Source organism: Mycobacterium sp. pV006, assembly GCF_041287115.1.
Taxonomy (GTDB): Bacteria; Actinomycetota; Actinomycetes; order Mycobacteriales; family Mycobacteriaceae; genus Mycobacterium.
The window spans coordinates 53677-80260 of record NZ_JBGGKT010000004.1 but is presented as its reverse complement, the minus strand read 5'-3'; the positions used below and the strand labels follow the sequence as shown (position 1 = coordinate 80260).

Genomic DNA, 26584 nt, shown 5'->3' with positions numbered 1-26584 from the left:
ACGGAGGTCCCGCTGCTACATCAACTCGCGCTCTGGACCGTCACTGCACCGCGTCGCATCTTGGCCGCCGCGGCGTTGCTGACCATCGGGCTCGCGGTCTTCGGAGTTCCTGTCGCCAAACACCTGTCCCCCAGTGGGTTCGCCGATCCCGACGCGCAGTCGTCGCGCGCGGCAGCGCTCCTGGCCGAGACGTTCGGGCAGGGTGATGTGCAGATGGTGATCCTGGTGTCCAGCGACGACGGGATCGACAGTCCCGAGGCGCGCGAGACAGCCGCCGACATCGTCACGCTGCTGCGCAACCACCCGCACGTCGCCGCGGTCAGCTCGGCGTGGACCACACCGGCGGCGGGTCTGGTCAGCTCCGACCGCCGCGCGGGTCTGATCGTGGTCGGCATCACCGGCGCCGAAGCCGACCAGCAGACCTACGCCCGGGAGATCTCCGAGGTCGTCACCCGCGACGACGACGGCGTGACGGTACGCACCGGTGGGACAGCGATGGTCAACGTCCAGATCACCGAGCAGTCGGAACGCGATCTGCTCCTGATGGAGTCCATCGCGATCCCGCTGAGCTTCCTGGTGCTGGTGTGGGTGTTCGGCGGACTGGTCGCCGCGGCGCTGCCGGTGGCCATCGGCGGCATCGCGATCGTCGGCGCGCTGGCCGTGCTGCGGGTGTTCACCTTCGCCACCGACGTGTCGATCTTCGCGCTGAACCTCGCTACCGCGATGGGTTTGGCCCTGGCCATCGACTACACGCTGCTGATCCTGTCGCGCTACCGCGACGAGGTCGCGGCAGGCGTCGGCCGTCACGACGCGATCATGACCACAATGGTGACCGCCGGGCGCACCGTCGTTTTCTCGGCGACGACGGTCGCGCTGTCGATGTCGGCGATGGTGCTGTTCCCGATGCACTTCCTCAAGTCGTTCGCTTATGCCGGCGTGGCCACTGTCGCCTTCGCAGCGACCGCGGCGATCGTGGTGACCCCGGCAGCGTTGGTCGTGCTCGGGGACCGGATCGAGGCATTGGATCTGCGCCGGGCGGCGCGGCGGCTGTTCGGCCGTCCCGAGCCGACGCCGAGGCCGCTCACACAACGGTTCTGGTATCGCTGCGCCCACGCCGTGATGCGCCACGCGGTGCCTTGCGGGCTTGCCGTGGTGGTGCTGTTGCTGGTGTTGGGGACGCCGTTTCTCGGTGTGCAATGGGGGTTTCCCGACGACCGGGTACTGCCTTCGTCGGCGTCGGCACATCAGGTCGGCGACGCGCTTCGGGCGAACTTCACCGACAGCACCGACACGGCGGTCACAGTGGTGCTGCCCGACGCCGCAGGACTGAGTCCCGCCGATTTGTCGGCCTATGCCGCCGCCCTGTCTGAAATACCGGACGTGGCAGCGGTGTCGGCACCTGCGGGAACCTTCGTCGGCGGAACGCCGACCGGCCCGCCGACGGCACCGACCGGTCAGCGTGACGGCAGCGCTTTCCTGACCGTTGTCTCCACCGCCCCGCTGTTCTCCGACGCCTCCGAGGCGCAGCTGGATCGCCTGCATGCGGTCCCGACCCCAGACGGTCGAGACGTACAGATGACCGGCACCGCCCAGGCCAATCGGGACAGCGTCGACGCGATCACCTCCACGTTGCCGACCGTTTTGATCTTGATCGCGGTCATCATGGTCGTGTTGTTGTTCGCCATGACCGGCAGCGTCGTCGTGCCTGTGAAAGCCGTACTCTGCAATGTTCTTTCGCTCACCGCAGCGTTCGGTGCGCTGGTGTGGATCTTCCAGGACGGCCACCTCTCGGGTCTGGGCACCACACCGACCGGCACGCTGGTGGCCAATATGCCGGTGCTGTTGTTCTGCATCGCGTTCGGCCTGTCGATGGACTACGAAGTGTTCCTCGTCGCTCGCATTCGCGAGTTCTGGCTGGCTTCAGCACAATCCGAGGACAGTCACTCAGCCAACAACGAGGCCGTCGCGTTGGGCATCGCCCACACCGGCCGGGTCATCACCGCGGCCGCATTGATCATGTCGATCTCGTTCGCGGCACTGATCATGGCCAATGTGTCGTTCATGCGGATGTTCGGACTGGGACTGACACTGGCGGTGCTCGTCGACGCCACCCTGGTGCGCATGGTGCTGGTTCCGTCGGCGATGCATCTGATGGGTCGATTCAACTGGTGGGCGCCTGCCTGGCTGAGGCGCATCCACCAGCGCATCGATATCCTCGAAACCCCTTCTCCAGAACGAGTTTCATCGCGAGCACGATGACCCGCGTCGTCGTGCCGGGTGCCCGGCGCTACCGACCGCTGCGGTCACTCATCGTGCCGGCCGGCGGCCGCTTCCCAGGCGGGTTCGCCCGGGCCGTGGATCTGCTTGCTCAGTGACAGCACCGCCCGCGGTGCCACCGCGATGCGGTCGCGGCCCTCGGACTTGGCCCGGTACAGGGCGCGGTCGGCGCGATCGAGCAGGACGGCGACCGCGTCGTCGGGGTCGACGCTGTCGAACCGGACCTCGTCGCGCGGGTGCACGGTGGCTACGCCGATGCTGACCGTGACCACGCCGCGCGGTGTGGACGGGTGCGCGATCGCCAGGCCGCGGATCGCCGAGGCCAGCCCGGCGGCGAAGGTGTAGGGACTGTCGCAGCCGGCCAGCACGACCGCGAACTCCTCGCCCCCGTAGCGGGCCGACACACAGGACTCGGGCGCGGCGAGATTCTGCAGCACGTCGGCGACCTCGCGCAGGCAGATGTCGCCGGCAGCGTGACCGAACCGGTCGTTGTAGGACTTGAAGTGGTCGACGTCGATGAACAGCGCGGTCAGCGGTTCGTCTGCCTCCACGGCCCGCAGCCAGATCTCGCGCGCGCGTTGATTCAGACCTCGCCGGTTCGCCAGCCCGGTCAGCGGGTCGGTGTGCGCCATGTCGGTCAGCGACTCCTGCACCTCTCGTTCCAGGGTCACGTCGCGCAGCACCGCGGCAGCCAGGCCCTTGGTCGAGCGACGGCTGTGCATGACGAACCAGCACCAGGAGCCGTCGCTGGATCGGATGCGGAACGGCGCGGATGGTCCGGTGCGCGGCGAGTTCCAGTGTTCGGCGATGATGGGCAGGTCGTCGGGATGGACCTCACCCTGCCACTGGTCGCGGGTGATCAGCCCGCTGGGCAGGTTCAGGTTGCTGTGGCCGGTGAACGCGTGGTGGAGCACGTCGCCGCGGGCATCGACGACGATCACGAGATCGCCGGTCAGGTCGGCGACCAGGTCGTACACGTCGTGGCTGGCGTCGTCGAGCGCGGTGAGGCGGTTCCGTTCCTCCATGGCCGCGGCGACCAGCACCACCATCACGTAGCCCGCCAACAGGAACACCTGGGCCCGCACCATCGCCACGGTCAGGCTGTCGCCCACGACGAACGGACCCATGCCCATCGTCGTCGCCCCGAGGATGACGATCGCGCCGACCGCCATCTGCCAGAACGCTGCGACGATCCCGAACTCGATCAACACCAGCAGGGCGGGCACCCCGGTCAGGAACATCAACACGAAGCTGGATTCGACGGCGGCCAGCACTCCCAGCGCGACCATCAGCATCGAGAAGCCGAACCCGGTGGCCAACTGGCGGCCGGTGTAGCGGCGCCAATACCGTCGCCACCGCAGCAGTACCGGCGCGAGGAACGCGACGCCCACAGCCTCGGTGAGGTACCACATCAGCACCGGCATGACGATCGACGGATGCTCGGGCCAGCCCTGACCGTGGATCAGCAGGCTGGCCGTCCCGACCACGGCGCCCAGCAGGGGCCCGATGACCACGCCGTAGACGACGAAACGTCGCCAGCTGCGTACCGCGTCGCTGCGTCCCACCACCCAGTCGCGGTCTTTGTGCAGGACAGCGGCGGCGAAGACGACCGAGGTGAACGTCGACAGTGCGGCGAGGTCGGGTGGCTGGCCGAGCAGCAGCCAGGCGGGAACGTACTGGCACAGCGCGAACGCCACCAGGTACGCCGGCCAGTGCCGGCGCCGCGACGTCAACAGCGCGACGAGTTGGGGTGCCGCGGCCACCCAGGCCACCGTGAGGGTGCGACCGTCGTAGAGGGCCAGCCACCGCAGCGCGAAAGAGGTGGCGCCGACGCCGGCGGTCCAGCCGAGCAGATGCCACATCGGCGGCAGGATGTCGAGCGCGTGCAGGCGTGCGCGCACCCGCTCCCGACGGCCGGCGAAACCGGCCGCCGGCCACCCCACGCCCGACGACATGTACCTAGTCAACCCCGTCAATTAACGTTCCGGCAATCCCTGGCGCCATGCGTTGCCGCGTGTCGTGCCGGCAGAGACGCCCGCCGCCGCCCCACTCTGACCCCGCGGGGTCCCGTCTCGGGGCGGTCATGAGTCGGTAACGACCCGGTCACCACGCCGCGCGGCGATCGCCCGCGGGCACGGCAGCCCACCTACCGTCACGCGCGTGGCGTTCCTTCGACCTCGGATCCGCCGCGCGGGCGCACGGCTGGCCGCCGCGGTGCTACTGGCGGCTGCCCTGCTGACCGTGGCACCGTCGACTCCGGCGCACGCGTTCTCCCCCGAGGGCCTGCCGATCGAGCAGCTCGACGTGCCATCGCCGTCGATGGGGCGCACTATCCGTGTCGAGTACCAGCACGGCGGGCCGCATTCGGTGCTGCTGCTCGACGGGCTGCGCGCCCAGGACGATCACAACGGCTGGAACATCAACACCGCGGCGTTCGAATGGTTTCACCAGTCCGGGGTGTCGGTCGTCATGCCCGTCGGGGGCCAGGCCAGCTTCTATGCCGACTGGTACCGCCCCGCGAAAGGCAATGCGGGCACCGTCACCTACAAGTGGGAGACGTTTCTGACCCGCGAGCTGCCGACCTGGCTCGCGCAGCACCGCGGGCAGGATCCGTTCGGCAACGCGGTGGTCGGGCTGTCGATGTCGGGCAGCGCCGCGCTGACGCTCGCGGCGTGGCATCCCCGGATGTTCAAGTTCGCGTCCTCGCTGTCGGGCTACCTGGCGCCGTCGCGCGGTCTGTGGCCGACACTGATCGACATCGCGATGGAAGATGCCGGCGGTTACGACGTCTACGACATGTGGGGCAAGCCCGGTTCGCCGGCGTGGCAGCGTGCCGACCCGACCGTCAACATCAGCCGATTGGTCGCCAACCGCACCGCGCTGTGGATCTACTGCGGGAACGGCGCGACGTCGGACCTGGACACCGGCTCGGACCTGGCGGCGAGCTTCAGCGCCGGTTATCTGGAGAACATCACGCTGAGCACCAATACGGAGTTCCGCGACAAGTACCGCGCGGCGGGTGGCCGCAACGCGGTGTTCAACTTCCCGCCCAACGGAACCCACAGCTGGGGCTACTGGGGTGCGCAGCTGCAGGCGATGAAAGCCGACATCGTCCGGTTGCTGACACCACCGCCGCCGCCTCCCCCGCCTGCGCCGCTGCCGACACCCCCGGCGCCCGCGGGCTAGCGCTACTTGAAGTGCGGCTCGAGCAGCGTCGACCACGCGTTGTCGAGTTGCAGCCACTCGTCCTCACACCCCTCGGCGCGGGCTTGCGGCAACCCGTCGTCGCCGACGAGGTCACCGTTGGCTTCGGGGTCGGCACCGTAGATCCAGCACTGCAGGTTGTAGGTCCGCGCCTCGTCGAGTGAGTGCGTGTCGGCGAGCTCGGTGATGTCCAGTTCGCTGCGCTGCTCGCCCAACGCCTGGAACGTCCGCGCGAAATCCTTGACCGCTTGCACGGATTCGGGGTCGGGCTTGCCGTCGTCACCGGGCTGGAGCAGCAGGTACGCGGCGAGCTGGTCGGCCACGTCCTCTTCGCGTCCGGTGATCGGCAGCTCGTAGAGGCTGATCACCATGTGCCCGAGCTCGTGGTAGAACGTGGCGACTTCGGAGTTCAGCGTCGCCACCACGGGATCCGGCGCACCGTCGGCGGTGAACGTCGCCAATGCGGTGTCCGCGTCCTCGTAGCAGATGGTGATGCTGTTCTCCGAGGGATCCCAGTACGCGTTGGCCTCACCGCATTCCGAGCCGACCAACGCGACGTCGTGGGGCAGCAACAACCCTTCGTTGACGTCGGCCGCGAGGTATTCGAGCAGTGTGTTGTCCTGCAGGAGTGTCCGGCCGTTGACCGCCTCGGGGCTCTGCGCGTCCTCGTAGGTCACGGTCATGGTGCCGCCATCGTCGGTGACGTCCGCGGCCGGCTGGGCGGCCGACGTCGCCGGACTCGTCGCCGGATCCTCTTGCTGCGCACCACTGCATCCGGCCAACGCCAGTGCCAGCACCACACCCGACACCATGCACCGACGCATGTTTCCCCCTCCGACGTCCCGACGAATTGACACGCTCGCAGATTCTGCCGCAGGACGAGTCGACTTCAGGGGATTTCGTCGCCGACGGCCACCGGTCGCGCCTCGGCGCTCCACTGCGACCACGATCCCGGGAACAGCGCCGCCTCCACACCGGTGGCCCTCAGTGCGGCCACCACGAGTGACGCCGTGACGCCCGATCCGCAGTACGCGGCGACCTCGCCGTCGACCGGTCCGAGCAGCTGCCGTAGTTCGTCGGTGGGCCGCAGCGTCCCGTCGGCCAACAGCGCGGTGGCGGGCACGTTCCGGGCGCCCGGGATGTGGCCGGCGACCGGGTCGACGGGCTCGGTCTCGCCGCGGTAGCGTTCCGGCGCCCGCGCGTCGAGCAGCGTCGCGGCGGTGCTCGCCTCGTCGGCGGTGACGGTCGGCAGCGCGCCGGCATACAGATCGTCGTGGACGACGGTGACGTCGCCGGGTTCGGAATGCACTGCCCCCGTGTGCAATTCGCCGCGCCAGGCGGCCAGACCGCCGTCGAGGATGCGGACGCCGGGGATGCCGGCGGCGGTCAGCACCCACCACGCGCGTGCCGAGCCGGCCCGGTTCCAGTCGTCGTAGACGACGACGGGCACGCCGGTGCGCACACCCCATCGCCGTGCCGCGGCTTGCAGTGCGGCTCCGGACGGCAGCGGATGGCGTCCTCGGCCGGTCACCGAGTGGTCGCTGAGTTCGTCGTCGAGCGAGACGTACACCGCGCCCGGCAGGTGCCCCTGCCGGTACGCCTCGGAGCCGTCGGGGCGGCCGAGTTCCCAGCGCACATCCAACAGCGTCATCGGTGCACCGGCGTCCAGATGGCGGGCCAACTCGTCGGCGGTGATGAAGACGTCGTCACGGTTACGCATGGATCAGCATGCCTTCCAGCTCGGCGGCGCTGAACTTCCCTGGCGCCCAGCTGTTTCGGGCGGCTTCGCGCGCCAGCCGCGCCAAGCCCGCGTTGACCGGGGCGGTCTGACCGCAGCGATGCGCGATGCGTACGATCTCGCCGTTGAGGTAGTCGGTCTCCACGCCGCCGGTGTTGCGGGCCAACGACTGCCAGGTCGAGTTCGGGACCACGCCGTCGGTGCCGGGCACGGGCCGCATGCTCAGGTGCTCGCCGCGGGCGGCGTCGGCGTCGGCCTGCGCGACGTAGTCGATGCCGGCGCGGTCGAGCACGGCGCGGCCCTCGGCGAGCACCGCGTCTGCGACGGTACCGACCCCCTCGTACGAACCGGTCAGCGCCACAACGGAGTTGGTGAGGTTGCTCAGCAGCTTGTTGTACTTCCACGGTGCCACGTCGTCGGGCCGGAAGATCTGGATTCCCGCGGCCGTCCACTGCTCGGCGATGACGTCGAGCAGCTTGGTATCCGTCGCGCTCCGCAGCGGTGCCGGCCACCGCGCGATGTGGAACTGTCCGGCCACCGGCCACGACCGCACGATCACCTCCCCGGGGGTGACGTGGGCGGCGGGCATCCAGACGCACACCCCGAAGACGCGGGCGAACAACCGCAGCGCCATCTCTTCGGCCGCCACCCCGTTCAGCGCGGTCAGCACCGGCAACTGCTCACCGGCGGTGCCGACCACCTGGTCGCCGTCGTGGACAGGCCGGTCGGCCCACTCGTGCAGCGCGGCCTCGAGTTGGTGGGTCTTGGTCGCGAACACCAGCACGTCGCGCGGGCTCAGCCGCACCTCGTCGGCCCCGGTGGCGGCGGCGACGTCGATGTCGAACGCGCCGTCGGGGGTGCGCAGCAGCAGTCCCCGCTCGACCAGCGCGGCGCCGTGCGCACCGCGTCCGACGAGTAGCGCGTCGTGTCCCGAGCGGGCCAGCAGACCGCCGACGGCCCCGCCGACCGCACCCGCGCCGATGATGACGTAGCGGTGGTCGTTCACCCGTTCCACCGTAGTCGGGCAGGATTGCCTCTGACATGAACGAGGCAGACGACATCGACCCGTCCCCCAGACGACGGCACATCATCCGGTTGGTCGTATTCGTCGCCTTCCTCGGTGTGCTGTTCTACCTGGTCACCGTGCGGCGGGTGATCGACGTCGAGGAGGTCCGGTCCCTGGTGCAGGCCGCGGGCCCGTTGGCTCCGGTGGCCTATGTGGTGGTGTCGGCGACGCTGGGCGCGGTCCTGGTGCCCGGCCCGGTGCTGGCCGCGGCCAGCGGTTTCCTGTTCGGTCCGCTGCTCGGCACGTTCGTGACGCTCGGCGCGACGGTGGGTACCGCGATGATCGCGAGCCTGGGCGGACGACGGGCCGGCCGCGACAGCGCCCGCGCCCTGCTGGGTCCCGCCCGGTCGGCGCGCATCGACGCGCTGATCGACAAGGGCGGTCTGTGGGCGGTGGTCGGGCAGCGTTTCGTCCCCGGGGTGTCAGATGCGTTGGCGTCCTATGCCTTCGGAGCGTTCGGGGTGCCGTTGTGGCAGATGGCGGTCGGTGCGTTCATCGGATCAGCGCCGCGGGCGTTCGTCTATACCGCGCTCGGGGCGTCGATCGGCGAGTTCTCGGCGCCGCTTGCCTACACCGCGATCGCGGTGTGGTGCGCGATGGCGGTGATCGGTGCGTTCGCCGCCCACCGTGGCTGGCGCCGCTGGCGTGGCAGCCCCGCCCCCTCCGCGGAATAGCATCCCCGGCGGCGACTCCTGGAATCATGGAGCGGGTGTCTGTGTCCTACGCCTTCGCTTCCGACAACGCTGCGCCCGCGCACCCGGTGGCGATGCAGGCACTCGACCGGGCCAACGACGGTGCCGCCGCCGCCTACGGCGCCGATCCGATCTCTGCGCACGCCGCCGACGTGCTCCGCGCGACGTTCGGATGCCCCGACGCCGAGGTGCTGTTCCCGTTCACCGGCACTGGCGCCAACATCATCGCGCTGGCGTCGGCGGTACAGCCGTGGCACGAGATCCTGTGCAGCGACATCGCGCATGTCCTGGTCGACGAGGCCGGCGGGCCGGTCCGGCTGTCCGGGGCGCAGTTGACCCGCCTGCCCAGCACCGACGGGCTGATCGACCCGGACCATCTCGACCGTCGTGCCGTCCGGCGCGGCCCGGTGCATCACTCTCAGCCCCGGATCGTCAGCATCACCCAGTCCACCGAGAACGGCCGCGTGTGGAGTCCGGCGGCGATCGCCGCGTTCGTCGACCGGGCCCACGAGCTCGACCTGCTCGTCCACGTCGACGGCTCCCGGATCGCCAACGCCGTTGCGGCGCTCGATGTTCCGGCGGCCGAGGTCATCGGCGACGCCGATGTGGTGACCATCGGCGGCACCAAGAACGGCATGCTGTTCGGCGATGCCATCCTGGTGCGTCACCCCGAACACTTCGCGGGAATCCGGTTCACGCAGAAGCAGATCGGTCATCTGGCCAGCAAACAGCGCTACATCGCCGCGCAGTTCGCGGCGTTCTTCGCCGACCACACCTGGGTACGCAACGCCGCGCACGCCAACGCGATGGCGGCGCGGCTGGCGCTGGGCTTGGAACGACTGTACCTGCGGGTGACCGCGCCGGTGGAGGCCAACGAGGTGTTCGTGGAGTTGCCCGACGACCTGCACCGTCGCTTCGGGGCGCACTATGCCGTGCACCGACCGGATCCACACACCCCGGTGGTCCGGTTCGTGTGCGCGTGGTCGACCACCGAACGGGAGGTCGACGACGTCCTGGACCTTTTGGGTGAGATCGTTCGTCACTAGCGAAATCGGTTGCCGTACAGTCTGATAGCGTACCGGTCCGGCTCTGACACCGTCGGCGGCTTGCGCAGCTGGGGTACGATGGACGGGGACGCACACACGACAGAAGGAGTGAGTGTTGACCCGTTATCAACTTCCCGATATCACCGATTTGCGCCGGTTGGGCGAGCCCCACAAGATCGCGATCACCGTCTACGCCGAGACCCAGCCCGGGCCGGACCACCGCGACACCAACTTGCTGACCGCCAAGAGCGCCGTCGACGCCGCATTGCGCACGGCCCGCGACCGCGGGCTGGGCAACGACGTCGAGAAGCGGCTGCGCGACCGCTGGGAGCAGATCGCCGGCTCCGACCTCTGGCGCCGTCCGTCGCGCTCGCTGGCCATCTTCATCGCCGACGACTTCCACGAGGTCTACGTTCTGCCCAACGCACTGCTGACCCAGTTGCAGGTGGGCGCGTACTTCGACATCGGCCAACTGGTCCGCGCGGTGACCACGCCGCAGGAGGCGTTCGCGCTCACGCTCTCAGCCAACGGCTGGAACCTGTGGAACGCCACGGCCGACACCCGCGCCGAGGAGCTTCCCCTGTCCGGTGAGTACGCCGCCGACGCCGCCGAAGCGACCAACCGCGCCACGGTCCGCGACCGCGACCACGTCCGGCTCGGCGACGAGGACAAGAAGGCGCTGTTGGAGACCTACGCCAAGAGGGTTTCCGATGCCGTGGAATCCGAACTCGCGCAGCTGGATCCGGCCATGACCAAGCCGCTGTTCCTGTTCGCCACCGACCCGCTGCTCAACCTGTACCGAGCGCTCGACCACAAGCGCGATGTCGTGCCGGTGCCCGGCGCACCGGACGCGTTGCGTCCCGACCAGATCGACGAGGTGATCCGCACGCAGCTGTCGGCGCGCAACGCCGAACGCACCACGGCGCTGGCCGATGAGATCGCCGACGGGGTCAGTCGCGGCCTGGTGGTCACCGACCTCGCCGACCTCGGCCGCGCAGCGGTGGCCGGCGCCGTGTCGACGCTGATCTACAACTTCACCGTCGACATCCTCGGCCGTCTGGACGACAGCACCGGCCAGGTCACCTACGGCGACGACGGCTACGACCTGCTGTCCCGCCTCGCGGTGACCGTGCTGGACAAGGGCGGCCAGGTGATCGCGGTGCGGCCCGAGGAGATCGGCGCCGACATCTGGAACGGGACCGCGGTGGCGGGCCTACGCTTCGCCTTGAGCTGAGCCCCAGCGCTTCGCGCACAAGTGAAGGGGTACCCGGGGTACATGACTGCACCCACTGAACCCCCGGAACGGCTGACTCCGACCGAGGTGCCGGAGCGACTGACGCCTGACGACATTCCCGACACCCCCGCCGCGCCCGAAACGGCTCCGGACCCCGGACCACCGCAGAGGCGGTAGCTCCGGGGTCGCGCGCTAGCCTCGTTGTGGCGACAGCGCGTGTCTGTTGGTCTGTACGCGGCGTGTCGCCATCCATTTGCGCGCTCTCACCAGCCGCGACCGTGACGAAACAGCCGTCAGGAGGGGCCATGACCACCTGGTCGACGGCGATGGGTCTCGAGGTGCCGATCGTCAACGCCCCGATGGGCGGTGTCGCGGGCGGTCGGTTGGCTGCCGCGGTGTCCAACGCGGGTGGTCTCGGCATGATCGGAATGGGCAGCAGCGCAACCGCATCCAAGCTCACCGAGCAGCTCGATCACCTCGGCACCCTCAGCCGGCCGTTCGGGATCGGCCTCGTCGGCTGGGTGGTCGACAACGAACCTGCTCTGCTGGAGACCGCGCTGGCCGCACAACCGGCCCTGCTGTCGGTCAGTTTCGGTGAGGACTGGTCCTGGGTGGACCAAGCTCATCAAGCCGGCGTCACCCCGGCCGCGCAGGTCGCCGATCTGCAGGAAGCCAGACGCGCGGTGGATGCGGGTGTCGACGTGCTGGTCGCGCGCGGCGCCGAAGGCGGCGGTCACGGCCGACCCACGGTCGCCACGTTGCCGTTGCTGGCCGAAATCCTCGACGTAGTGAACGTGCCGGTGCTCGCTGCCGGCGGAATCGGTTCGGCGCGTGCGGTTTCGGCTGTCCTGCGCGCGGGTGCGTCAGGCGTCTGGATAGGGACGGCGCTGGCGGCGTGCACCGAGTCGCTGCTGACGGACGCGGCGCGCGCGGCGATGTTCCGGGCGCAGAACACCGACACCGTCACGTCCCGAGTCTTCGACGCCGTACTGGGTTATCCGTGGCCGTCCGATCTGCCGGAACGGGTGCTGCGCAACAGTTTCACGGACCGGTGGCATGACCACGAGGACGCCATCGACGAGGCCGCCAAAGCCGAACTACAAAAGGCCATCACCAACGACGACTATTCCATCGCCCCGATCAACGCTGGCCAGGCCGTCGGGCATGTCACCGCGAAAGAGCCTGCCGCAGCGGTCATCACCCGCCTGACGGCGGGCATCTAATCCAACGAGTCCCAGAACGCGGTCAGTACCGCTGCGCCGCGCGCCGGGTCCTCCACCATCCACCAGTGCCCCAGGCCCTCGAGAACCTCGGTACGCGCACCCGCGCGCTCGGCGGCACGGTGGCGGTTGTCGTTCTCTCCGATGTACGGGTCCTCGGTGGCCAGCAGTGACAAACCCGGCCTCGCCGCCGCGTTCTCCAGCGATTTACCTGCCTCGGCCATCGCGGGTTGAGCCGCCGACCGGTACAGCGCCAGGATCGCCCGGCCCATGTCGTCGTTCTGCTCGGCCGCCAAAGCCGCCGCGATGTCTGCTGTGATGCCCAGCGACTGCATCAGCTCGGTGCGCGCCTCGACCCCGCCGCCCATCATCGACGCGATCGACTCTTCTCCCGCTCCAGACGTCTGCCACACCTGGGCCATGTCGTGCCAGACGTAGTCGGGATCGAACAGCCCGACGACGTCACTAACCCAGCTGCGGACCAGCTCGGGACGGTGCATGACGACGTTGAGAACATGCCCGCCGCCCCAATCGTGCCCGACCAGGTCGATCGGCCCGTCGATCGCCGTCAGCTCGTCCTCCAGCCAGTCGCGGTACTCCAAGAAGGTCGCGCCGAAGCCGTCCGGCAGCGGCGCCCCGAACCCGGGCGGCGACAGGAGCACGACGTCGTCTCTACCCAGCGCCTCGACGAGCGGTCCCCAGATCGCCGAGGTTTCCGGATTGCCGTGCACGAACACCACCGTCATGAGGTGATCCTGGCACGCCGCAATTAGTCGGCGGCGCCGACCGGTCGGCTGTAGATGAACCCCGGCGCGGAGAACTCGAGCGATCCACAGGCCCGGACGACGACGCGCATCTCGGTCACCTCGTCGTCGTCCCGCACGCGTTCCATGTAGCGCGTGAGGTGCGCGAGATCGTCGCCTTCGACCCACGTTTCCATCACGACGCGGCTGCGTACGGCATTGCCGCACACCGGCGGGAAGTCCGGCGCAGCTTCGCCGCACACACTGCACACCGGCCGATCAGTCAACACAACCCCCCACCCCGACGTCATTTTCATCGATTCTAGTCGCCAGCACCGACATATTCGCTGCTCAGCAGCAGTTTCAGCGGTGGTAACGACGCCCCGTGGCTATCCCATGAGCCACATCAGCCTCACGAGCGACAGCGGCGCGGCGACACAACCCACCGCGTCCCGTGCCCAGTCCGTGTCGTGTCCTATCTTGGACCGTCCGTACCCGACGCGAAGCAGAAGGAGGTTCGGTGGACGACCACGCCGTGACGTCGGCCGCCGAGCTGTTCGAGCTCAATCGCGACCTGCAGGGTTCGCACACCCTTCGGCTGCTGGCCACCACGAACCTGAGCCTGTACGCGACGCTGATGGAACGCCACCTTCTCGACGGGTTGGTCGGCGAGACCGAGCTCGTCGTCGCCATCGAGCGCGACCTGACCGACCTGGATGCCGCCGACGGGCAGTCGGCGCTGGGGTTGATCAAGTCGTGGGCCAGCCAGGGCTGGCTGCACCGCGTGGTCGACGAGCGCAGCGACCGCAACGTCTGCTACCTCACCCAGGACGCGCGCCGCGCGCTGGACTTCCTGCGCGGCATGCGTCGGCAGGACACCATCGCCACCGGCGGCTCGATCAACGGCATCGCGGCGCGGCTCAAGCAGGTCGCCGTGAAGGTCGACGGTGACCCGGTCCGGGTCCGCAAACACATCGAAGCCGAAATCGCTTCGCTGCAAGCCGAACTCGACAATCTCGAAGCGGGCCGCCGCCCGGAGCCCGATGTCACCGACTGCTACGACGAGGCGCGCGCGATCGCCTTACAGATGGAACGGTTGATCACCGACATCGGCCAGTACGGCACCATGATCGAGCAGGCCACCGCCGCGCTGGACGAGCCGATCGACAGCAATGTCGCCTACCGCGACCGTCAGCGTCAGATGTACGCCGACTACCAGGCGGCCTGGGATTCTCAGGGCCGTGACAGCCACCGCGCGTTCCTGCGGATGATCAATGACCCCGACCAACGCGCCGAGTTCGAGGCTGACGTCGCCGCGGTCGCCGAGGGGCTGCCGGCGCTGGACCCGGCGCTGCGCAAGGTGATGGCCGGCTTCTTCGAACTGGTCGGCCACCAGATCGACGAGGTCGAACGGATCCAGCAGCGCTGTGCGCAGCGCGTCAAACGGTTCACGGCGTTCGGCACCCTCGAGCAGAGCCGCGGCGTGGCCCGTCAGCTCAACGACGCCATCGGCGCGGCCCGCAACCTGCTCAAGACCAGCCTCATCGACTCCCGCCTCGACATCGAGCTGCCCCTGGCCCGCCACACGATCAGCTCCGTCGGCGCGCTCAGCTTCAAGATCGGCGACCTGTCCGCCCCGAAACCCGCCAAGCCCGCCGAGGGCGAACTGGACCTGGCCAGCTTCGCCGCGCTGACCACCCAGGTCGACGCGCCCGCGATGACCGACATGCTCAACGCCGCGATCAGCCGCGGGCCGGTGACCCTGCCCCAGGCCGTCGAGCTGGTCGACAACGCCTACCTCGGTCACGTCATCGTGCTGTGGTCCTGGGCGCTCAAGCAGCCCAATCCCGAACCCGCAGAGTCGACCACCGTCCGATTCCGCTCTCTCGACGGTCGGGACCGCGAAATCGCCGTCCCCGCACTGCAATTCACCGAACCGATCAGCACTCTCGCCGGAGCCACCGCATGACCACCGACCAGGCGGCCGACTTCGCCGCGTTCTCCGCCCTGCCGCAGGTCGACCAGAACGCCCGTCCCCCGCACCAGCGCCGCCCCCGTTTCGACGGCGACGTCTCCGAGCTGCCCGACCGGGCGTGTTGGGCGCTGCAGCACCTGCTGACGCGGCGCTACATCAGCGCCGAAGCCGACAGCGACCTCTACGCCTGGGTGCTCGAGTACCGCGACCAGCTGGCCGTTCGGCTCTCCGAACTCGACCTGCTGCTGCGGGTGGTCGACGGCACCGACGTCGCCTTCGTCGAGCAGGCGCGCTACGAATCCGCCAGGGGCGTCAAGCTTCTCCGCCGCGAGCCGCTGGGCACCTATGACTCGATCCTCGCGCTGCATCTGGCGCAGATGATGCGCGCCTCCGGCGGCCAGAGCGTGCTGATCAGCCGCGAAGAGATGCACGGTCTGTTCGCCGGGGTGCTCAACGACACCGACCGCGACGCCGTGACGTTCACCGCGCGCATCGACGGCGCGATCGCCCGCCTGGCCGGCCTAGAGATCCTGCGCAAGACCCGCGACGACGAGGACAGCTACACCGTCAGCCCGGTGATCACCGCGGTGATGACGGCCAGCGTCATCTCCGAGTTGCAGCAGCAGTTCGAGCAGTTGACGGGCGCCGGCGCGCCCACCGAGGAGGCCGACGGTGACTGAGCAGTTCCACCTGTCGCGTCTGCAGGTCATCAACTGGGGTGTGTTCGACGGCTACCATTCGATTCCGTTCAGTCCCGGCGGCGCCCTGATCGCCGGCGCCTCCGGCAGCGGCAAATCGTCACTGCTGGATGCGATCTCGCTGGGTTTCCTGCCGTTCAACCGGCGTAACTTCAACGCCTCGGGCGACAACACCGCCGCCGGATCGAGCGCCGGCCGACGCACCGTCGACAAGTACGTGCGCGGCGCGTGGGGACAGCGCAGCGACGGCGGCACCAGCCGGGTGATGTATCTGCGTGGCGAGGGCACCGCCTGGTCGGCGGTCGCGGTCACCTACGCCGGTGACTCGGGACGCACCGTGACGGGCCTGGTGCTCAAGTGGCTGACCGGGGAGTCGCGCAACGATTCCTCGAGCCGCTTCGTCATCGGCGACGGCGACCTCGACATCGAGGACGTCTGTAACCGTTGGGCCGCAGGGCGTTTCGACACGGGCGTGTTCAAAGAGCAGTGGCGCTTCACCACGAAGGTGGAGTCGCAGTATCTGGCGCAGCTGTACGCCACCATCGGCATCCGCGCCTCCGACGCCGCCCAGCAGCTGCTCGGCAAGGCCAAGTCGCTCAAGAGCGTCGGTGGGCTCGAGCAGTTCGTGCGCGAGTTCATGCTCGACGAGCCCGACAGCCTGGCCCGACTGCCCGAGGCGCTCAAGCAGATCGACCCACTGGTCGAGGCCCGCGAGCTGCTCGCGGTGGCGCAACGCAAACGCAAGATCCTCGGCGACATCGAGAAGATCCAGCAGCGCTACGCCTCCGAGTCCTCGGATCTGGGCATCATCGACCTGGTCGACGCGCCGATGGTGCGCGCGTACACCGACCACGTGCGGGTGGCGCAGTGCCCCACCCAGATCGCGCAGCTCGACGCCACCATCGACCAGCTCGACAACGAGCATGAGGACATCACGCGAAGCCTCAATCTTGCCAAGGCCGAAGCGGATTCGCTCAACGCGCAGATCAGCGGCAACAGTGCCAGCCTCGGTCCGCTGCAGTCCCAGGTCACCGCCGCGGAGACCGAGGCCGAGCAGGTGTCGCGGCGGCGCGCCGCCTACGAGGACATGCTCACCGCCCAGGGTCTGGACATCCCCGACACCGCCGAAGAGTTCTGGAACCTGCGCGAGGAACTGCTCACCGAAGCCACCGAACTCCTCGCCAAGGTCGAACGCAACCGCGAAGCCTCCACCGACGCGGAGTATGCGCAGAAGGCCGCCCGCATCGCCCGCGATGACGCCGCCAAGGAGCTCAAACGCGTCGAGCACGTGGGTTCGGCGTTGCCGGAGTTCGCGCTGATGATGCGCGAACAGATCTGCGCCGCAGTCGATGTCGACACTTCCGAGCTGCCGTATGTGGCCGAGCTGATGGACCTGCGCGCCGACCAGACGCGGTGGCGCACGGCGGTGGAGAAGGTGCTGCGCGGCCCGGGTCTGCGGCTGTTGGTGCCCGACCAGCACTGGACGAAGGTGCTGCGCTTCGTCAACGAGACCAACATGCGGGGCCGCCTGGCCCTGCACCATGTGCGCACCAAGAACTACGGCACCGAGCCGGTTGACCCCGAGCCGAACACATTGGCCGGCAAGCTGTTCCCAGTCGATCCCCAACATCCGTGCGCGGCCGAGGCGGTCGACATCGTCGCCACCTCCGGCGACCACGTCTGCGTCGACACCCCCGACGTGTTCGCGCGGTTCCGGCGCGCTGTCACCGACACCGGGCTCTACAAGGACTCCGACCGGGTCGCCATCAAGGACGACCGTCGGCCGCTCAAACAGTCCGAATACCTGTACCAGGGCGACGTGTCGGCGAAGATCAACGCGCTGACCATCGATCTGGCCGCGGCCGAGGAGGCCTACCAGAAAGCGCGGCGCACCGCCGACGAGATCGCCGCGCAACGCCAGCAGTGGCGCGACCGCGCCGCGGCGTGCAAGGCGATCTGCGAGCAGTTCGGCCAGTGGAACCAGATCGACGTCGAGACCGCCGACGGGCACGCCGACCGCCTCCGTGAACAGTACGAGCTGTTGTTGGCCGACAATCCCGACATCGAAGCGCTCAACGCCCGCGCTGACGAATGCTGGTCGCAGATCCAGAAACTCATGACGCGCCGCGGCGCCATCCAGACCCGCCGTGACGATCTCGACGAGCGCCGTACCCGGCTGCTGGAGCTTCAGGACCGTCTGCAGCCGGCATTCGTGTCCGACCCGCTGACGGAGTTGCTGCAGCGCTACGCCAACCAGGTTCCGGTGACACTCGAGCTGCTCGAGCCCGAACCGCACCGCGACGCGCTGTTCACCGCGATCAAGAAGGAACGCGAACAGCTGCGGGAGAGCCGCCGACGCTCCTACGACGAGTTGGCGCGCATCCTCAACACATTCGACACCACATTCCCCGACGCGATCCCGAACGATTCCGAGAACTTCGACGAGCGTGTGCACGACTATGTCGCGCTGTGCCGCCACATCGACGAGCGCGAGCTGCCCGAGGCCTACGAGCGGATGATGCGGCTGGTCACCGAGCAGGCGCCGGATGCGATCTTGACGCTGCACCGGGTCGCCGAGCAGGAGGCCCGACGCATCGCCGAGCAGATCGACCGTGTCAACACCGGTCTGGGGGCGGTCGAGTTCAACCGCGGCACCCGATTGACGTTGCGCGCGACGCCGCGGGTGCTGACCGCGGTGTCCGAGCTGACCGAGATCGTGCGCGCGATCAGCCGCCGGATCGCCGAGGTCGGGCTCGGGGACAAGCAGGCGATCCTCGACCAGTACGCCGACATCCTGCGGCTGCGTAACCGGTTGGCGTCCACGGCGCCGGAAGACAAGGCGTGGACGCGCGACGCGCTGGACGTGCGCAACCGGTTCACGTTCGACTGCGCGGAGTGGGACGTCAGCACCGGCGAGCTGATCCGCACGCACAGCAATGCCGGCGACAACTCCGGCGGTGAGCAGGAGAAGCTGATGGCGTTCTGTCTGGCCGGAGCGTTGAGCTTCAACCTCGCCGCGCCCGGGGACAGCGATAACCGCCCGGTGTTCGCACAGCTCATGCTCGACGAGGCGTTCTCCAAGTCCGACCCGCAGTTCGCGCAGCAGGCGCTGCAGGCGTTTCGCAAGTTCGGCTTCCAGTTGGTGATCGTGGCGACAGTGCAGAACGCCACCACCATCCAGCCCTACATCGACAGCGTGGTGATGGTGTCCAAGACCGAGGCCACCGGCCGCAACGCGCGCCCGGTGGCCACGGTGGCGACGCGGACGATCTCGGAGTTCACCGACCTGCGCCGAAAGATGCGTACCGACGCCAAGGTGCCAACTCCCGTCTAGCGCCGAAATCGCATTCCACGCGCGTCAAGTGCCGAAAACACCGCGCCAGAAGCAATCTCGGCGAGACCTAGCTCAGCGCTTCTCCGGCCGGTCCGAGGTCGAGGAACACCGTCTCGCCGTTGGCGTCGTCGAGGCCGTCGTTGTCGGTGACGACGTAGAGCCGGCCGTTGCCGGCGACCGCGAAGCCCTCGACCTTCTCCTGCGTGTACCCGCGCCCGGCCTGCAGATCGGGAAGAAGGTCACGCGCCAACGTCTTCGGCAGCACCTGCATGGTGCCGGGCTCGGCCGGTAGCGCCACGCGATAGATCGCTTTCACCCGGGCGTCGGGCCCGTTGAGCTTGTCCCGCTCCAGGATCAGCAGTGACCCGTCGTGCACCTGGATCTCGGACAGCCCGATCCAGTCGCCGCCGACGTCGGTCGATTCGAGCGGGTAGCCGAACCACTCCCACGTGTCGTCGGCGTATCGGCCCAGCCGGGCCGCACCTGAAGGATCGCCCTTGACCTCCCGTTGCAGGGCCACCCACACCGCATCGCCGTCGACCGCGACGCCTTCGAGACCCTGGCCACCCAGTCCGGCCGCAACGTCAGAAGGCAGCGACACCCACTTCTCGATCGTCCCGTCGGCGGCGACGAACACCAGTTGATTGCCGGGTCCTTCCTCGCCTTCGACGGCCAGGACAAAACCGCCGGGCCGGGCCGCGAGGCCTTCGACGTCGAGCGTGACCGGCTCGCCGTCGGCGGTGATCGGCAGTTCGGTGTCGATCAGGGCCGGTGTCTGGGTCAGGTCGATGCCGAGGATGCGCGCCGGCCCGTACGCGATGTCGGTGGCGGTGTAGAGCCGGTTCTCGTCGGCCGGGTCGGCAGACAGCGCTCCGAGCGCGCCCCACGGGATCGGCGCACCGTCGATGTCCCCCGACACCAGCGACGGGAACGCCGGCCCGGTGTGGGCAGAACCGTGTCCGTAGATGTTCACCGAGGCGCGCACACGGGCTTCGGCGTCGTCGGATTCCGACGAGACGACCAGCAGGTTCCGCGCGGGGATCGGCAGGATGCCCTCGGGTCCCGGTGTGGTGGGCAGGATCTGGCGGAACTGCGGGGAGGTGACGTCGCTGACGTCGTAGACCGCGACGAAGTTGCTGCGCTCGGACGCGACGAGCGCAACCGGGCGGCCGTCGATCTCGGTGATCGCGAGTCCCTCGGGTTCGGGCCCCTTGGCGTCGGCGCGGCTCTCGATGTGCAGCCCGGTGCGCACGGCCAACTGCTCGAAGCTGTTGCCGGCGTCCCAGATGACGTCGCCGGTGGCGGCGTCGAAGATGGTCCAGCCGCGGGTGCCGCCCTTCCAGTCGCCCTCGTTGGCGGTGGCCACGTGGCCGTCTCCGATCCAGCCGACGGCGTCGGGTTCGCGGGGGATGTCGCTGATGGAGCCGGTCTGGTCCACGCTGCCGTCGTCGGCGGTGTCGATTCCGCTGACCGACTGGGTGCCTGCGCTGAACAGCTTCTGGACCTCGCCGGTGCGGCCGTCGATGATCGCGACGCCGTTGTTCTCCTGCAGTGTCACGGCGACCTGGCCACGGGAGTTGATGCTGACGTATTCCGGCTCGAGATCCTCGGGCGTGTCCAGGCCCGCCGCGCGCGCGGCCTCGACGTCGAAGTCCACGCGGCGCGTCGTCCACGCTTCCGGTGTGCCCTCGAGGTCGATCAAGGCGACGAAGCCGGTCGGGGGTTGGGGCAGGTCACCTTCGGCGAAGCCCGGCGGGGTGTACTCCTCGTCGCGTTGGTTCTCCATGGCGACGGCAGCGAAGGACCCGTCGGCGGCGATCGCGATCGAGTCGGGTTGACCGCCGAGGTCGATGCTGTGTACGCGGGAACGGTCCGCGATGCGGACGACGTCGACGCGTCCGGAGGGATTGGAGAAGTCGCCGCCGGTGGTGTCGACGACGACGAGCACGAAGTCACCGACCGCGACCACCGAGGTGGGCTGGTCATCGGCGTGACCCAGCTCCGACAACGAAAGGGTGCCCATACCAACGGGATCGGCGGGATCGCGGATGTCGAGGAAACCGATGCGTTTACCGGCCGCGTCGGTGTAGATGACGGTGTTGCCGTCCGGGGTGACCGTCGAGATCTCGGCGACGGTCTCGGCGTCGCGTTGGTCAGCCGGCGCGTTGAGGTACACCGGATAGGTCGCCGTGCGGTGGTACCGCTCGGCGTCGGAAAGGTTGAAATCCACAGCCGATGTGGCCCGCGGAAGCTCCGGGGCTGAAGCCTTATCGTCGGACGCGCCCGAGCACGCTCCCAGCAAGAGGACAAAGGTGGTCGCAGCCGCCGTCGCGCGGGCCAGTGGCGTGGCCGTCATCAGTCACCCTTTTCAGTTGTGCTCGTGGGACGGCTGGAGCCTGGCGCGCGTATATGAGCTCACCGGGAGCACGACGTGAACGGACGGTGACAAGTCGGCGACGTCCGGGGTGTCGCCACTCCCCCGCTGTGGCGACGCCGGCGACCGCTCGACCTACCGATCGGCCCGCTCCACCCCTCGATGAGCGTGCCCGGCTTCCCGAACGAGCGGAGCCGGGATGATCGTACATAAACACCGGTGTTTCTCAGAAACGCCGCAGTTTTTGAATTGACAACTATTTACCGGTGTGGCTATTTCTTTCGACAACCCGATGTACCAGCCGTTGTCGCATTCGAGCCGCACCGGATGACACGAGGAGGCGGGCACATGGCCGATCGGCTCACCTCGGGCCGTCATGGCCTGACGCGCGAGCAGGTCGCCGCCCACCAGAAGCAGCGGTTGTACAAGGCTCTGGCCACGGTGATGCCCGACAAGGGCTACAGCAACACAACGGTCGAAGACCTGATCTCGGCTGCCGGGGTATCTCGGGCGACGTTCTACCAGCACTTCACGTCGAAACTGGACTGCTTCATGTCCGCGTACGCGCGGATGCAGCAGCATCTCGGCGCCGCCATCCAGACGGCACCTGTCGCCGGCCCCCCGATGCAGCGCTTCGCCGTGATGCTGGAGCGGTACCTGCATTTCATGGCGATGGACCCGTCGACCGCGCGATTGTTCCTTGTCGAGGTCTACGCGGCCGGGCCCGAGGCCATGCGGCGGCGGACGGAGTTGCAGCAGGACTTCGTCGACGGGATCGCCGCGATTCTCGGCGTCGACACCCCGCAGGACCGCTTCGCGTGCCAGATGCTCGTGGCGGCTATTTCCAGCCAGGTCACCAATGCCCTCGTCGACGACGATCCCGATGCCGTCACCGCGCTGGCCCAGCCGATCCTCGGCTTCGCAGAAAAGGTCATGAAAGGGTAATGGCAGGTCGTATTGGCGACATGACCGGATCGGGGGAGGCTGAGGATGTGATCGTGCCCGAGGGTCACCCCGGCGGCCTGCGCGCGCGCAAGAAGGCGCAGACGCGCTTGGCGATCCGCCGGGAGGCGTTCCGCCTGTTCGAGGACCAGGGTTACGCGACCACCACGATCGAGCAGATCGCCGAAGCGGCGCAGGTCTCGCCACGCACCTTCTACCGGTATTTCGGGAACAAGGAAGCTCTGCTGATCTCCGACGACCACAGCTCTCCGATCGTGGAGGCGTTCGTCGACGCTCCCGCCGACCTGCCGATCGCTGCGGCCTACCGGCACGCAGTCCAGACGGTGTTCGGCAGCCTCTCCCCCGAGGAACGCGAGAACGCCATCGTCGGACAGCGGATCCTGTACCAGGTGCCCGAGGCGCGCGGGTTGATCTACGCCGAGTACGTCCGGTTGATCGATCTGCTCACCGACGCGCTGCGACACCGTTTGCCCGACGACACCGACGAGTCCTCCCAGCGGCGGGTCATCGCCGGCGCGATCGTCGGTGTCCTGATCGCCACGTCGCACGACAACCCGCTTCCGCAGGATGATCTGACCGTGGCGTTGACGTACCTGGATGAGCTTCTGTCGTAGGTCAGCTCGCCACCGCCTCGTCGGCCATCTTCTCGACCTCGACAAGGTTGTCCCCGTAGACACCGGCGTTGCCGAGTCCGCAGTGCCGGTCGGCGGTGATCGCGTTGACGGTGGTCGCCGACGTCTTTCCTTGCCAGTGACCGACATTGGCCATCACCAGCCCGGGCATCAGCCCGTCGTCGTAGGCGGCCGGACCCTCGAACGAGCCGCGGTCGTTGAACACCCGAACCGGATCGCCTTCGGCGATCCCGCGTTCGGCGGCGTCGACCGGGTGGATGAACACCCGTTGTCCGCCCTGAACCTTCTGCTTGTCCGCGGCGTTGCCGTACTGACTGTTGAGGAACGCGTGGGGCTTGGGTGAGATGATCGACAGCGGATACCGCTGCGCCAGTTCCGGATTGGAATGCGGGGATTCGAACGGCGGGACGTAGTCGGGTACCGGGTCGACGTGTCCGCCGGGCTGCATGGCCTCGTACATCGAGCGCCAGACAGGGACGACGAAGTTACCTCCTTCCGCGAGACTGGATTTGAACTCGCACTTACCCGACGGGGTCGGGAAGTTGCCTTCCGCGTGCGGCGCTCGGGTGTCGGGGGTGCCGACGTTCAGCCGCATCCAGCCGACCTCCTCGAGCTTCTCGTAGGTGATACCCGCCAGCGCGGGAGCGTCCCAGTCGTGGAAGTCGATGAGCATCTCGCGGTCGGTACGGTTCCAGTAGGCCATCGACTCATCGTCGAACTCCATGGTTGCGGCCAACCGGCGGAACAGTTCGACGTTGGGGACACACTCACCGGGCGGCTCGATCGCGGGCTGATTCAGCGTGATGTACAGGTGCCCCCAGGTCACCATGATGTCGAGCTGCTCGGCCTGCATCGTCGCGGGCAGCAACAGATCGGCGAATTTCGCTGTGTCGGTGATGAAGTGCTCGCTGACGACGGTGAACAGGTCCTCGCGCAGCAGACCCCGCATCGTCTTCTGCTGCGCGGGACCCTGCGACACCGGGTTGGAGTTGTACACGAACAGCGACATGATCGGCGGGTCCAGGTCGAGTTCACCGGTCAAGGCCATCCCGAGGTCGAGTTCGTTGACCACGCGGGTGCCCTCGGGGATCCACTCGGGTTTGCAGATCGCGTCGAACTTCGTGGGGAACTCCCAGATCGGCATCTCCATGGTGCCGCCGCCGACGTGGCGCCAGGCGCCGACGAGTGCCGGCAGGCAGGTGATGGCGCGGATGGCCTGGCCGCCGCCGCGGCTGCGTTCCAGCGCGACGCCTTGCCGGATCGCGGCGGGCTGGCTGGTGGCGTACTCGTAAGCCAGGGTGCGCACGTCTTCGGCGGGGATCCCGGTGATCTCCTCGACACGTTCGGGTGGGTATGCCGCTGCGCGACCGGCGAGTTCGTCGTAGCCGACGGTGTAGCGCCCCACGTAGTCGGTGTCGACCAGGCCCTGTTCGATGATCTGCTGGATCATGCCCATCGCCAGAGCGCCGTCGGTACCGGGACGGATCGGAATGTGCCAATCCGCCTGTCGCGCGGTGCGATTGCGCACCGGGTCGATGACGACGATCTTGGCGCCGTTGTTCTTGCGCGCTTCGAGCAGGAACGGCCAGCCGTGCAGGTTCGTGCTGGTCATGTTCATGCCCCAGACGATGATGTATTTCGAGTGCGCCATCGATTCGACGTCGAGGCCGCCGGATCCGCCGACGGTCATGTGCCAGGCCGTTGAGGACCCCGATTCGCAGTAGGTCTTCTCGGCCACCGTCGAGCCCAGCCGGTTGAAGAACGCGTCGCCGGAGGTCAGCCCGTTAAGCACGCCCTGGTGGCCGAGGTAGGCGTGCGGCATGATCGCCTGGCTGCCGTAGGTGTCGATGATCGCCGTCCAGCGGGCTTTAATCTCGGCGAGCGCCTCGTCCCAGGTGATGCGCTCGAACTCCCCACTGCCCTTCACCCCGGTCCGGCGCATCGGGTACAGCAGCCGGTCGGGCTGGTAGTGGTGTTCGTGGAAGTTCTTGACCTTCACGCACAACGCCCCGCGCGTCATCGGGTGGTCCGGATCTCCCTTGACATCAACGAGTTTGCCGTCGTCGACGTGGTAGAGCATGGCGCAGGTATCGGGACAGTCGTGCGGGCAGGCACCCCGGACGATGGTCAGCTGTTTGGATGTGGCGTCGATGGTCATGGGGCGGTCCTTGAGACGGCGACGAAGATGCGCCCAGTCAACGACGCACGTGTGGCAGGGCAATTTCACCGCGATTAACAGGCTGTGACGTTCCGGCCGGCCGAGGCTGCCGCTACAAAGAGGAACTGCGAGAAGAGACCTGCCGGAATGCGATTCCGGTAGGACTCGAGGGGCTAGGGTGCGACTCGTGCACGTCGATGTGATGACCCTCCCCCAGCCCCTGCAGACCATCGGCGAACTGGCGCGCCGCACCCAGCACGCCGGCTTCGACGGGGTGTTGTTCACCGAGGCCGGCCGCACGCCGTACATGAACGCCGCGCTGGCCGCCCAGGCCGCGCCGGGCCTGCAGCTCTCGACCGGCGTGGCCGTCGCGTTTCCGCGCAGCCCGTTCGTCACCGCTGCCACGGCGTGGGAGCTGCAGGAGGCGACCGGCGGTAATTTCCGGTTGGGCCTGGGCACGCAGGTGCGCACCCACGTGGTGCGCCGCTACGGCGTGGAGTTCGAGCGCCCGGGCCCGCGGTTGCGTGACTACGTGCTGGCGGTGAAGGCGTGTTTCGCGGCGTTCCGCTCGGGCAGGCTCGACCACCACGGCGATTTCTACAGCCTGGACTTCATCACGCCGCAGTGGAGCGCAGGGCCCATCGACGCGCCGGACCCCAAGGTCGACATCGCCGCGGTGAACCCGTGGATGCTGCGCATGGCCGGTGAGGTCGCCGACGGTGTCCATGTCCATCCGCTCGGTGAACCCGGCTACATCGCGCGTCATGTGCTGCCCAATGTCGCTGCCGGAGTCCAGAAGTCGGGACGTTCCATGGACGACGTCTCACTCATCGTTCCGGTGATGACCGTCGTCGGTGACTCCGACGAGGAACGCCACCGGGAACGCGAACTGGTCCGCGCCAGCTTGAGTTTCTACGGCAGCACCCCGAACTACGCGTTCATCTGGGACGAAGCCGGGTTCGAGGGCACCACCGCACGCATCCGGGAGAAGCAGAAAGCCGGTGACATCGCCGGCATGGCCGCGCAGATCAGCGACGACCATCTCGCGACGTTCGTCACCGAGGCGACGTGGGACGGGCTGGCCGACGCGCTGTCTGCCCGGTACGGCCAGACCGCGGCCCGGCTGGTGCTCTACAACGCGTTGTCGGACCCGGACCGGTTCGAGCGCTACGGTGCTGTGGCACAGCAGCTCTCTGCCGGCTGATCCGCCCGGCGACCACATGTCGGTGG

At 68.2% G+C, this 26584-nt stretch carries 20 protein-coding genes; 12 read left to right on the top strand and 8 right to left on the bottom strand.

Annotated features, from left to right (window positions below):
* Positions 1-12 precede the first annotated feature (12 nt).
* On the top strand, positions 13-2259 hold the full coding sequence (locus ACAG25_RS08055) for an MMPL family transporter (protein ID WP_370488084.1): 2247 nt from the start codon (positions 13-15) through the stop codon (positions 2257-2259).
* Between the two features lie 44 nt (positions 2260-2303).
* On the opposite strand, the gene ACAG25_RS08050 is transcribed toward ACAG25_RS08055, so the two are convergent.
* Complete coding sequence (locus tag ACAG25_RS08050) at positions 2304-4232, bottom strand: diguanylate cyclase (protein ID WP_370487836.1); 1929 nt, start codon at positions 4230-4232, stop codon at positions 2304-2306.
* A 205-nt stretch (positions 4233-4437) separates the two neighbouring features.
* Here ACAG25_RS08050 and ACAG25_RS08045 point away from each other — a divergent pair, with 205 nt between their 5' ends.
* On the top strand, positions 4438-5463 hold the full coding sequence (locus ACAG25_RS08045; RefSeq protein WP_370487835.1) for an esterase family protein: 1026 nt from the start codon (positions 4438-4440) through the stop codon (positions 5461-5463).
* 2 nt (positions 5464-5465) lie between these two features.
* Here ACAG25_RS08045 and ACAG25_RS08040 read toward each other — a convergent pair whose 3' ends face one another.
* From ACAG25_RS08040 to ACAG25_RS08030, 3 genes are all read right to left on the bottom strand, one after another.
* Positions 5466-6305, bottom strand: coding sequence for a DUF4344 domain-containing metallopeptidase (locus ACAG25_RS08040; protein ID WP_370487834.1), 840 nt, complete (start codon positions 6303-6305; stop codon positions 5466-5468).
* 65 nt (positions 6306-6370) lie between these two features.
* Positions 6371-7201 carry a sulfurtransferase gene (locus tag ACAG25_RS08035; protein WP_370487833.1) on the bottom strand — a complete coding sequence of 277 codons (831 nt, stop codon included), beginning with the start codon at positions 7199-7201 and terminating at the stop codon, positions 6371-6373.
* Positions 7194-8225, bottom strand: coding sequence for a ketopantoate reductase family protein (locus ACAG25_RS08030; RefSeq protein WP_370487832.1), 1032 nt, complete (start codon positions 8223-8225; stop codon positions 7194-7196). The genes ACAG25_RS08035 and ACAG25_RS08030 overlap by 8 nt, the downstream gene beginning before the upstream one ends.
* 35 nt (positions 8226-8260) lie before the next feature.
* Between ACAG25_RS08030 and ACAG25_RS08025 the strand changes: the two genes are divergently transcribed.
* The 4 genes from ACAG25_RS08025 to ACAG25_RS08010 all read left to right on the top strand — a co-directional run bounded on the left by ACAG25_RS08025 (position 8261) and on the right by ACAG25_RS08010 (position 12480).
* Complete coding sequence (locus tag ACAG25_RS08025) at positions 8261-8959, top strand: TVP38/TMEM64 family protein (RefSeq protein WP_370487831.1); 699 nt, start codon at positions 8261-8263, stop codon at positions 8957-8959.
* Positions 8960-8985: 26 nt separating this feature from the next.
* A complete protein-coding gene (locus tag ACAG25_RS08020; RefSeq protein ID WP_370487830.1) occupies positions 8986-10023 on the top strand; it encodes a low specificity L-threonine aldolase in 1038 nt (345 codons plus the stop codon).
* 112 nt (positions 10024-10135) lie between these two features.
* Positions 10136-11257, top strand: a complete 1122-nt coding sequence (locus tag ACAG25_RS08015; RefSeq protein WP_370487829.1) for a hypothetical protein — start codon at positions 10136-10138, stop codon at positions 11255-11257.
* A gap of 305 nt (positions 11258-11562) precedes the next feature.
* On the top strand, positions 11563-12480 hold the full coding sequence (locus ACAG25_RS08010; protein ID WP_370487828.1) for an NAD(P)H-dependent flavin oxidoreductase: 918 nt from the start codon (positions 11563-11565) through the stop codon (positions 12478-12480).
* Here the strand turns inward: ACAG25_RS08010 and ACAG25_RS08005 are convergent.
* Together ACAG25_RS08005 and ACAG25_RS08000 are read right to left on the bottom strand one after the other, a co-directional pair.
* Complete coding sequence (locus ACAG25_RS08005) at positions 12477-13223, bottom strand: alpha/beta fold hydrolase (protein WP_370487827.1); 747 nt, start codon at positions 13221-13223, stop codon at positions 12477-12479. The two genes, ACAG25_RS08010 and ACAG25_RS08005, sit on opposite strands and share 4 nt — an antisense overlap.
* A gap of 23 nt (positions 13224-13246) precedes the next feature.
* Entirely contained in the window at positions 13247-13510 is a 264-nt protein-coding gene (locus ACAG25_RS08000) for a hypothetical protein (RefSeq protein ID WP_370487826.1), read from the bottom strand.
* A 230-nt stretch (positions 13511-13740) separates the two neighbouring features.
* Here ACAG25_RS08000 and ACAG25_RS07995 point away from each other — a divergent pair, with 230 nt between their 5' ends.
* Genes ACAG25_RS07995 through ACAG25_RS07985 form a run of 3 tightly spaced genes read left to right on the top strand, consistent with a single transcriptional unit; the run spans position 13741 to position 19227 of the window.
* Positions 13741-15189 carry a DUF3375 domain-containing protein gene (locus ACAG25_RS07995; RefSeq protein WP_370487825.1) on the top strand — a complete coding sequence of 483 codons (1449 nt, stop codon included), beginning with the start codon at positions 13741-13743 and terminating at the stop codon, positions 15187-15189.
* Positions 15186-15875 (top strand): DUF4194 domain-containing protein, encoded by a 690-nt coding sequence (locus ACAG25_RS07990; protein ID WP_370487824.1) that lies wholly within the window; start codon positions 15186-15188, stop codon positions 15873-15875. Before ACAG25_RS07995 ends, ACAG25_RS07990 begins: the two co-directional genes overlap by 4 nt.
* Positions 15868-19227 carry an ATP-binding protein gene (locus ACAG25_RS07985; protein ID WP_370487823.1) on the top strand — a complete coding sequence of 1120 codons (3360 nt, stop codon included), beginning with the start codon at positions 15868-15870 and terminating at the stop codon, positions 19225-19227. The genes ACAG25_RS07990 and ACAG25_RS07985 overlap by 8 nt, the downstream gene beginning before the upstream one ends.
* 67 nt (positions 19228-19294) lie before the next feature.
* Here ACAG25_RS07985 and ACAG25_RS07980 read toward each other — a convergent pair whose 3' ends face one another.
* A complete protein-coding gene (locus tag ACAG25_RS07980) occupies positions 19295-21583 on the bottom strand; it encodes an esterase-like activity of phytase family protein (RefSeq protein ID WP_370487822.1) in 2289 nt (762 codons plus the stop codon).
* Between the two features lie 366 nt (positions 21584-21949).
* Between ACAG25_RS07980 and ACAG25_RS07975 the strand changes: the two genes are divergently transcribed.
* Positions 21950-22546, top strand: a complete 597-nt coding sequence (locus tag ACAG25_RS07975; RefSeq protein WP_370487821.1) for a TetR/AcrR family transcriptional regulator — start codon at positions 21950-21952, stop codon at positions 22544-22546.
* Between the two features lie 20 nt (positions 22547-22566).
* Positions 22567-23178, top strand: a complete 612-nt coding sequence (locus tag ACAG25_RS07970; protein WP_370488083.1) for a TetR/AcrR family transcriptional regulator — start codon at positions 22567-22569, stop codon at positions 23176-23178.
* 1 nt (position 23179) lies between these two features.
* Here the strand turns inward: ACAG25_RS07970 and ACAG25_RS07965 are convergent, their stop codons facing one another.
* The gene (locus tag ACAG25_RS07965) at positions 23180-25354 is read right to left on the bottom strand and encodes a molybdopterin-dependent oxidoreductase (protein ID WP_370487820.1); all 2175 of its coding nucleotides are present in this window, start codon (positions 25352-25354) and stop codon (positions 23180-23182) included.
* Between the two features lie 187 nt (positions 25355-25541).
* Between ACAG25_RS07965 and ACAG25_RS07960 the strand changes: the two genes are divergently transcribed.
* Positions 25542-26558, top strand: coding sequence for a TIGR03617 family F420-dependent LLM class oxidoreductase (locus tag ACAG25_RS07960; RefSeq protein WP_370487819.1), 1017 nt, complete (start codon positions 25542-25544; stop codon positions 26556-26558).
* Positions 26559-26584 lie beyond the last annotated feature (26 nt).